This is a genomic window from Tepidisphaeraceae bacterium, from assembly GCA_035998445.1.
Classification (GTDB): domain Bacteria; phylum Planctomycetota; class Phycisphaerae; order Tepidisphaerales; family Tepidisphaeraceae; genus DASYHQ01.
Genome location: DASYHQ010000060.1, coordinates 21,366 through 28,374, shown reverse-complemented (window position 1 = coordinate 28,374; position 7,009 = coordinate 21,366). Strand labels below are relative to the sequence as shown.

Annotated in this window: 6 protein-coding genes; 5 read left to right on the top strand and 1 reads right to left on the bottom strand. The window is 65.3% G+C overall.

The window, feature by feature from the left end; all coding sequences use genetic code 11:
* Nucleotides 1-409 precede the first annotated feature (409 nt).
* The 4 genes from VGN72_22415 to VGN72_22400 all read left to right on the top strand — a co-directional run bounded on the left by VGN72_22415 (nt 410) and on the right by VGN72_22400 (nt 4,689).
* Nucleotides 410-685 (top strand): hypothetical protein, encoded by a 276-nt coding sequence (locus VGN72_22415; protein HEV7302108.1) that lies wholly within the window; start codon nt 410-412, stop codon nt 683-685.
* On the top strand, nt 669-1,388 hold the full coding sequence (locus VGN72_22410) for a hypothetical protein (protein ID HEV7302107.1): 720 nt from the start codon (nt 669-671) through the stop codon (nt 1,386-1,388). The genes VGN72_22415 and VGN72_22410 overlap by 17 nt, the downstream gene beginning before the upstream one ends.
* Before the next feature lie 476 nt (nt 1,389-1,864).
* A complete protein-coding gene (locus tag VGN72_22405; protein ID HEV7302106.1) occupies nt 1,865-2,830 on the top strand; it encodes a Gfo/Idh/MocA family oxidoreductase in 966 nt (321 codons plus the stop codon).
* 725 nt (nt 2,831-3,555) lie between these two features.
* Nucleotides 3,556-4,689 carry a PfkB family carbohydrate kinase gene (locus VGN72_22400; protein ID HEV7302105.1) on the top strand — a complete coding sequence of 378 codons (1,134 nt, stop codon included), beginning with the start codon at nt 3,556-3,558 and terminating at the stop codon, nt 4,687-4,689.
* Between the two features lie 92 nt (nt 4,690-4,781).
* Here the strand turns inward: VGN72_22400 and VGN72_22395 are convergent, their stop codons facing one another.
* On the bottom strand, nt 4,782-5,561 hold the full coding sequence (locus VGN72_22395; GenBank protein HEV7302104.1) for a dienelactone hydrolase family protein: 780 nt from the start codon (nt 5,559-5,561) through the stop codon (nt 4,782-4,784).
* Nucleotides 5,562-5,703: 142 nt separating this feature from the next.
* Between VGN72_22395 and opgC the strand changes: the two genes are divergently transcribed.
* Entirely contained in the window at nt 5,704-6,948 is a 1,245-nt protein-coding gene (gene opgC, locus VGN72_22390) for an OpgC domain-containing protein (GenBank protein ID HEV7302103.1), read from the top strand.
* The last annotated feature ends 61 nt before the right edge of the window (nt 6,949-7,009 follow it).

Here is a 7,009-nt window from a genome sequence, read left to right as displayed (position 1 = left end):
CGCTCTCACGCTCGCTTGACTCTGCTGGATCGCTCGACGAACCGCCTCAGTCGTGGTGGCGCAGCCGTGGAGTAGTTGTCCCATAGTTCCTGCTTGTTGATGGCCAGCGGTCGTGTGCCATCATACCATGGGACTGTACAGTTAGGTGAGGGTGATTTTGATTGGCTGACGATTACAGTAGAACGAAGTCGCCCTCACCTGGGCTGGACGAGCCCGGCGACCTGCTATCCCTCCTCTTGGCAATCTTGGCGCGCCGCATTTCGAGATGAAGACCCAGAAACAGCACGTCCACCCACCCCACAAAATCTCGTTTCCCCCGCCAGCCCCCGTTTGTGCCGCATCCGCGGTCACAGTACCATCGACCGTGGCCTTACGCCTCGGCAGAGGGTGGCCGGACGGAGAGGTGCGCGTGCGGAACGTCATCGGAATAATTCGTCATGCGAATCGGCGCGTCGCGGCCATTGCGGGCTGCGTGCTGGTGATGTTGGCCTGCGGGTGTGGTGGCAAGTCGGACGACCAGCCCACCACGCGGCCCGCGAAGCTGGCCGACCGCACCGACGATGCGTTGCGCGACCCGTTCGGCTATTCGCCAAGCTTCGACCGGACCGATATCAGTGGTGGCGACCTCGACCACATGGATGGGCAGGGCATTCGGAAGGATCTGGATCATGTTTTCAACCCGTAATCAGGTAATTCGCACGACGACGCTACGGCAACTCACCCTGGCGCTGGTTGCCGGTGGAGCGATGGCCGGTGGCTGCCAGAAGGTGCTGCCGCCGCGCACGCAGCCGGTGGTGTTGATGGAGGAGCAGCGGCCGTTGCCGGTGGATCAGGCGACCCAGCTGCGCGATTGGGAAAAGAGCACGCTGTACTACCCGAACGGTTCCGTCGTCGCGGGCAGCACGCGCTTCCCACTGGCGCCACGGGCGCAGGCGGGGCAGTACGAACGCAACGCGGTCGAGCCGGTGCTGTTCCTGGCCAACATCGTCGCGCTGCCGATCACGTACTTCTACAAGCCGCCGTTCGAGTCCTACACGTGGAACGGCGAGATCACGCCCGCCAGCTTCACCGTGCAGCCAGCCTACCCGTACGAGGGGGACCCGTCGGCCCCCACGGCGCCGCTGCCGGGTGACGGTGTGGGTGGCGCAAACCTGGACGGCACCAACGTCGGACCCGTGCCACCGGCGCAAGCGCCGGTGCCCAGCGTGTCCGAACCCGTCCGCCGGCCCAGTGGTGAACAACCACCGTTGCCGACGGAAAACCAAGGCGTAACGGAAGTGCCCGGCCGGCCGGCGGACGCCAACCCGCAACCGGTCGCCCCGCGTCCCACGCCCCGCAGCACGCCCCGACCGTCCGGCGGGTCGCGCGGTGGCGCGATCGTGCCGTAGGCAAGTTTGGGCAATAACATACTTGACGCACTCGTCCGGTCCCCTCTCCCGCGTACTCGCGGGGGAGGGCTAGGGTGGGGGCCTTCTTGGCGACTTTGAATGCGTCCGCGATCACGGACCCCCACCCTAGCCCTCCCCCGGCGCAGGCGGGAGAGGGGACCGGACCGCGGGCGTGCGTCAAGTATGTGAATGCCCAAGTTTGGGCATCGAGAGAGATGCCTCTGGCGTGGTATGGACTACATAGAGCAGGGGACACTTTCGCGTAGCGAGTGCCCTCTGGGTGCCACGGTTTGGTACTCCAAGCCGTGCCTGCCGCACGCCCGAGACACGGCTTGGAGTACCAAACCGTGGCACCCGAACGCTACGGCAAGGTGCGCCCTACATAGCCACCGGCAAGCCGGTGGCTATGTAGGGCGTCATCCAACGGATCGCCATCGCCCGATCGACTGCACCGTTCGTGAACAGGACACAACCTTATGCGCATCGCGTTCATCGGTGGGTCGGGCCATCACTACCTTCGGCGGACGCCGCTCGGTGAACATCAACTGGCGTTCGTCGCCGACCCGCACGACCCCAAGGCATCGGAAGCCTTCTCGGCAACACTGGAACCCTCGCCCGATTTGTACACCGACGTGCCCGCGATGATGACGGCGTTCAAGCCCGACGTCGTCAGCATTGGCGTCGTCTACGGTCACATGGCCGACGCGATCGTCGCCTGCCTGCCGTTCAACGTGCCGATCGTTACCGACAAACCGGCCGCCGCTTCGTGGACGGCGTTCGAGCGCATCGCGGAACTGTGCATCGCCGACCCATCCCGCACGCTGATCACCGAGTTCGATTTCCGTGCCCGTCCTGAGTTTCGCGCCGCCCGCCTGGCCGTGCGCGATGGTCGGGTGGGGCGCGTGGCGCTTATCACCGGCCAGAAGAGCTACCGCTGGGGCACCCGCCCGGCGTGGTACGCGCAGCGCGAGCATTACGGGTCGACGCTGCTCTGGATCGCGTCGCACTCGATCGACGCGCTGCGCTTCGTGACCGGCGGGGAACCCACCTGCGTCTACGCCCACCAGGCCAACGTGACGCGCGGCAGCAAGTGGGGCACCGCCGAGGACGTCGCGACCGCGGCGTTCGCGCTGCCCGGCGGGGGCAGCGCGATGGTGCACGCCGACTTCCTGCGCCCGGCCGCCGCCGCGTCGCACGGGGACGATCGGTTGCGCATCGTCGGCGACCACGGGGTGGTGGAGATCATCGGCGGCCGCTGCTGGCTGACGACGACCGACGCCGCGTCGACGGACATCACCGACACCGCGACCTCCACCGGCGCCGGCCCGGAGATGCTGGCCGCCGCGCTGACGGGCGGCAACGAATACTTCTCCACGACCGAGTCCCTCCGCACCGCCGAGTTGCTGCTAAAGACCCGCGACCGCGCCGACGCCGCCCGGTAGCCCGCCGTTCCTCTTCTGTAGGACAGGCATTCCTGCCTGTCTCTCCCCCCGTCTTCGTCTCCCCCCGTATTCCTTACTGCCTCTCTTCTGTGGCACAGTCATTCTTGCCTGTGTCTCTTCTGTCTTTTCTCCTGGTGGGACGGACATTCTTGTCTGTCTCTCTTTCGCTTGTCAGGAAGGAAGAGACGCGAAGTCGCGAAGGAGGACGCGAAGGAAAACGAAGAGCGTTGCGCTAATACGACGTCTACCGCGCAGCGCGGGCGTAGAGATGGATAGCGTGCTCTTTGACAACTGAATCCTTGACGCGGTGGACCTCACCGGCGACTGGCTCAACCACCCGATGGTGCACAATGGTGCAAAATGGTGCACGATTTCGCATTTTTGCCTTACCCAGACCGCCGCCGCGACGCTCGCCGTTTTATTCGCGGTCCTTCGCGTCTGCCCTTCGCGACCTTCGCGTTCGCTTCTGGTGCGCAAGAGGAGGGCGCAAAAGAGACAGACAAGAATGTCCGTCCCACCAAAGGCAAGGACAGAAGAAACACAGGCAAGAACGCCCATGGCACAGAATACGGGGGAGAGCGGGGGGAGAGACAGGCAGGAATGCCTGTCCTACAGAAGAGGGGGCGGCCAGCGTCGTCTGGCAGGTGATTTGACAATCGACGACCGAAACTCTCACATAGGCCGCTCGAAAATCATTCGAAACACCGAAAGGATCGATTAGCACCATGCCGCTCACCCGCCAGCAGATCACCGACAGTGCCAGCAAGAAGCTCAACGCCGCCATTCCGAGTTTGCCGTCGACGAAGGCGACGATCGGGCTCGACGGGTTCGTCGACGAGATCATCGCCGTCGTCGACAAGCGTTCGTCGCTCGACAAGTACGACGCCGTGCCGACCATCGCCAACTTCGGCGCCAAGATCGCCGAGGCGGCCGGTCAGAGCGCCAACTACGAGCTGGTCGTGAAGCAGATGAAGCTCGGCGGCAACGGGCCGATCATGGCCAACGCGCTGGCCAGCTTCGGGCTGAGCGTGACCTACATCGGCGCGCTGGGCTACCCGCAGATCCACCCCGTCTTCGCCGACTTCGCCGCCAACGCCAAGTGCATCACGATTGGCGACGCCGGCCACACCGACGCGCTGGAGTTCGCCGACGGCAAGCTGATGCTCGGCAAGTACACCTGCATGAACGACGTGACGTGGGAGACCATCGTCAGCCGCGTGGGCGCCGAGAAGCTGCAGCAGCTGGTCAACGAATCGAAGCTGGTTGGCTTCGTCAACTGGACGATGCTGCCGTTCCTGAGCCAGGTGTGGGAGAAACTTCGCACCGAGGTGTTCTCCAAGGCGCCCAAGGCGCAGCGGACGTTCTTCGTCGACCTGGCCGACCCCGAGAAGCGCACGCACGACGACATCCGGGCCGCGCTTGAAGAACTGACGAAGTTCCAAGCCAGCGCCAACGTGATTCTGGGCCTGAACCTGAAGGAATCGGTCGAGATTCTGGAAGTGCTGCACCTGCCGGTGCCGAAGGACCCCGAGGCCGCGATCGAGGAGACGGCCAAGGCGATCCGCGCGAAGATGAACATCGGCTGCGTCGTCGTCCACCCGCGTCGCGGCGCCGCCGCCGCGACGGCGACCGAGTCGGCGACGTTCATGGGCCCGTTCGTGCAGCAACCGAAGATCAGCACCGGCGCCGGCGACCACTTCAACGCCGGCTTCGCGCTCGGTCAGGTGATCGGCCTGGACCTGGTCGAATGCCTCTGCACCGGCGTCGCCACCAGCGGCTACTACGTCCGCACCGCCCACAGCCCGACCGGCAAGGAACTGGCCGACTTCATCGCGGAACTGCCGGCGCCGCAGTCGTAACAGCGATTCGTTCGAAGCGATCGAAAACAAAGATTGCGCAGATTTGCGAGCAACCAATCTGCGCAATTTTTGTTTGGGCTGATGTTTGCGGGTTACTTGAACAGGTCCGCGAAGAACGTCCGCATGGCGTCCCACGAGCGTTCGTCGGCGCGGGCGTTGTACTTGATGCCGGGGATGTTCTTGGCGTCGGCGTCGGGGTTGGTGAAGGCGTGGACGGCGCCGCTGTAGGCGTGGATCTCGTAGGTGGCGTTGGCCTGCTTCATCTCGTTGTGGAACGCGGCCACCTCCTCGATGGAGACCATCGGGTCGTCGATGCCGTGGGCGACCAGCACGATCGTCTTCACGTCGCCGGGGCCGGCCGGGGCGGTGGTGGAGAGCCCGCCGTGGAAGCTGACGACGCCCTTCAGGTCGGACCCGTCGCGGGCCAGTTCCAGCACGGCCGAGCCACCGAAGCAGTAACCGATGGCGGCCAGCTTGCTGGGGTCCACCTCCGGGCGGGCCTTCAGTTGGTCCAGCGCGGCGTTGCCGAGCGCGCGGAGCTTTTCGGGGTCGTTTTTCACGGGGCCAGCCATTTCGCCGGCTTCCTTCGGGTCGTCGGTCGTCTTGCCGTCGCCGTAGTAGTCGGCCACGAACGCCACGTACCCCAGCTCGGCCAGCTGTTGGGCGCGCTTCTTCGGGTAATCGGTTAGACCCCACCATTCGGGCGCAACCAGTACGCCGGGCCGCTTGCCGGTGACGGCGTCGTCGTAGGCGACGAAGCCCTTCAGCGTCTGGTCGCCGTGCTTGTACTCGACGGTTTCGGTCCGGATGGCGGCCAGGGTGGTGATGGGAGACAAGAGGATCGCCAGTGCGGTGAGGGTCAGTTTCTTCATGAGGTTGCTCCTTGGATAACGCAGTTGTAGGCGCGGTCTGCGGTCGCGTCTACTTGCAATGTGCGGGCGGGCAGCGAATCGCGCGGGTTGTCCAAATCTCGTACAGCCGGTAGTTTCCTTCGCGACCCGCGAGCATCATCCGTTGACCGACATTCCGCACCCAACGTCGCCCCGCACCGTGCCGCCACCGCGCAAGCCGCGCGATGCGCGGCTGGATTTCTGGCGCGGCCTGTGCTTGGTCGACATGGTCGTTGTTCACCTGCTCGTGCAGGGGCTGCAGATCGGCCATTACCCGCACGCGATCGTCGGCGAGTACCTGCGCTTCGCGGCGGGCGGGTTCATCTTCGTCGCCGGCATGGGGGTGGGACGGATCTTCCTGCCGAAAGCGAGCGACGTCGCCCAGCGCGGCGGCGCGTACCGATCGCTGCTCGCGCGGGCGTTCTACATTCTGTGCGTCCATTACACCGCCACGCTGGGCTTCATGGTGTTTGCGATCGTGCGCGACGACCCGCTGCCACCGGTGTGGGTGTTAATGCGCGACATCGTGCTGCTGCGCGACGGGTACGATCTGCTGCCGTTCTACGTGGTGATGATCGCGCTGTCGCCCGTGCTGCTGGAAGCCATCCGGCGCGGGTGGGGCGTTGCGGTGGCGGTCGGCAGCGTGGCGCTGTTTTTGTGGGGCCAGCAGCATTACTTCATCGAACTGATCCCGATCCAGCAGACGTTCTTCGTCGTGCTGTGGCAGGCGATCTTCGTCGCCGGCCTGCTCGCGGGGGCCGCGTTTCCCCGGTACGACGCGCTGCGGCCCGCCGCCAAAGTCGCGATCGCGAGCGGTGCGACGGGGGCCGCGCTGTGCCTTTCGGTTTTTGCTTTCGGGTGGCACTTCGGCATGCCCAAGCCGGGCTGGTTGTGGTTTATGAAGGTGCCGCTGTCCGGCGGTGAAGCGCTGCGGTACGTGGCCTTCATCGTCGCGATCATCACTGTCACCGATGTGCTCTGGCGGTTCATCGGTGGCACCGCCGTCGCGGAGTTCATCGCGCGGTTGGGACGGCGCAGTCTGGCGATGTACGTGGCGCACGTGTTCGTCGTCGGCCTGCTCGTGCCGCTCGCCCACCGCTGGCCCATGCCGATGACGTGGAACCTCATCTACCTGCCGATCGCGGTCGTGATGCTGTGGGCCATAGCGTTCATCATGGACGCGCTGGGCCAGCGCACGCGCGGCCTGCCGATGCCGCTGGGCCGGCGGCGCATCTTCGAGAAGTGGCCGGTCGCGGCGACGGCGGTGGCGCTGGTGATCGTGCTGGGCGTGTGGGCGCATCTCAAGCCGTTGCCGCCCGGCGCGAGCTACGAGAGCCCGGACGATGCCGGCTTCTTTGACGGCGAATGACGCGCTGAGCACTGCTTCGACAGATCGCGCGCAGTGAGAAGGTTGTCATTCCGACCCTAGC

What these genes read in the sequence shown, in the direction of transcription:
- VGN72_22410 (HEV7302107.1), top strand. Translation starts at nt 669, where the DNA reads ATGTTTTCAACCCGTAATCAGGTAATTCGCACGACGACGCTACGGCAA.
- VGN72_22395 (HEV7302104.1), bottom strand. Translation starts at nt 5,561, where the DNA reads ATGAAGAAACTGACCCTCACCGCACTGGCGATCCTCTTGTCTCCCATC.
- VGN72_22400 (HEV7302105.1), top strand. Translation starts at nt 3,556, where the DNA reads ATGCCGCTCACCCGCCAGCAGATCACCGACAGTGCCAGCAAGAAGCTC.
- VGN72_22405 (HEV7302106.1), top strand. Translation starts at nt 1,865, where the DNA reads ATGCGCATCGCGTTCATCGGTGGGTCGGGCCATCACTACCTTCGGCGG.